Origin of the sequence: Desulfosarcina cetonica JCM 12296 (assembly GCF_001311845.1) — a bacterium.
Lineage (GTDB): Bacteria > Desulfobacterota > Desulfobacteria > Desulfobacterales > Desulfosarcinaceae > Desulfosarcina > Desulfosarcina cetonica.
This window is the reverse complement of the sequence record NZ_BBCC01000447.1, coordinates 1-1413: the sequence shown is the minus strand read 5'-3', so window position 1 is coordinate 1413 and position 1413 is coordinate 1. Positions and strand designations below refer to the sequence as shown.

The following is a 1413-nucleotide window of genomic DNA, read 5'->3' as shown; positions in this document are numbered from 1 at the left end:
ATCCGCGCGGCGCCCAGGTCGCGCCAGAACCGGGCCGTGCCGGTGTTGGTCGTGTTGGCCTGGGTGCTGATGTGCAAGGGGATGTCGGGCAGTTTCCGGCGGGCCTGCATGAAGATTGCCGGGTCGGCTACGATCAGGCGTCGGGAGCCACCTCGGCGAGAAAATCAAGGTAGTCGGCGATGGCGCCGATCTCGCTGTCCCGCGAGTAGATGTTCACGGCCACGTACATGCGGATGCCGTGGTCGCGGGTCAGACGGCGGGCGGCCAGCATTTCCGGCCGCGAGAAGTTGGCCGAGAGGTTGCGCAGGCTGAAGTCGCGGCCGGCCAGGTAGACGGCGTCGGCACCGTAATGGATGGCGATTTCCAGCTTTTCCGGCGTTCCCGCCGGGACGAGCAGCTCGATTTTCGGAAGGTTCGGGGGCGTCATGGTGAGAAATCCGTCGGGTCAGTCCTTCAACCTGGGCGCCAGGGTCATCATCGTCTCCAGGGAGGCCTCGAGCGCCGCTTGGGAGAAATTTTCCAGCGAGACCACGCCACCAAAGCGTTTCAGCAGCCCGGCGATCTGATTCAGGCGTTCGGCGGGCAGCCGATCCAGGGGCCGGTGGTCAATCAGCTCCACCACCCCATGCAGGTGGACGATGCGGATGCGCGCCTGCCAGCGATCGAAAAAGGGTTCCAGGTCTTCACCGTAAACCAGCAGATGACCCATGTCCATGCATACGCCGAGATCCAGATCCTTAATGATCGGGGCGGCCAGGAAAAAGGCGGCGTCGATGTTTTCGATGGAAAGGCGCTGGCCCGGCAAGCGACCGGCGAGGGCTTTTTCCAGCGATTCGATGGTGGCGGCTTGCCAGCGATCGACCTGCAGGTCCGCCGGATCCCGGTTCAGATGCAGGGTGAAGGTGCTCGGATCGAGTGGCAGGCAGCGGTCGATGAAACGCTTCAGGACCTCGACCGCCCGTTGGCGCAAATCGGCATGGGGATGACCGGGATGGATATCCGTGGGCAGATGGATATTGTAACTGACGTCACCGGTTTTTCCGAGTTCGGCCAGCTCCCGGATCAAGGCCGTGCTGGGCAGGCTGTCGGCAAAGCGGCTTTCAAAAAAGAGCAGCTCGATTTCGTCGACAAAAGGGGCCAGGTGGCGGACATTTTCCGCGTAGCCGGCCCGGTAGATAAAGGACGGACAGGCCAGGGTGAACGGAAATGCTTTTTTGGCCGATACGCGCAGCGGTTCAAAGACCGTTGTCGGTTCCCGTGCATCCGCCATTGGATCAACCCACCATGGATCCGGCCAGGCCGGCCAGGGCTGCTGCCATGAAGACCAATAGGCTGGTGGTCAGCATCAACCGGCAGGCCATACGGATATGCGGCGCCCGGGCCGGTCCGAGGCCGCGGCCGATCACCGGTTTT

Annotated in this window: 3 protein-coding genes; all 3 read right to left on the bottom strand. The window is 62.8% G+C overall.

The genetic code is table 11. The features are described from left to right. Nucleotides 1-110 (bottom strand): U32 family peptidase (locus JCM12296_RS51245; protein ID WP_157068198.1); only part of this gene is annotated, 110 nt, incomplete at its 3' end. 23 nt (nt 111-133) lie between these two features. Next, entirely contained in the window at nt 134-427 is a 294-nt protein-coding gene (locus JCM12296_RS34840) for a peptidase U32 family protein (protein ID WP_054702777.1), read from the bottom strand. Between the two features lie 18 nt (nt 428-445). Beyond that, nucleotides 446-1270, bottom strand: coding sequence for a cobamide remodeling phosphodiesterase CbiR (gene cbiR, locus JCM12296_RS34835; RefSeq protein ID WP_054702774.1), 825 nt, complete (start codon nt 1268-1270; stop codon nt 446-448). Nucleotides 1271-1413 lie beyond the last annotated feature (143 nt).

What these genes read in the sequence shown, in the direction of transcription:
- JCM12296_RS34840 (WP_054702777.1), bottom strand. Translation starts at nt 427, where the DNA reads ATGACGCCCCCGAACCTTCCGAAAATCGAGCTGCTCGTCCCGGCGGGA.
- cbiR (WP_054702774.1), bottom strand. Translation starts at nt 1,270, where the DNA reads ATGGCGGATGCACGGGAACCGACAACGGTCTTTGAACCGCTGCGCGTA.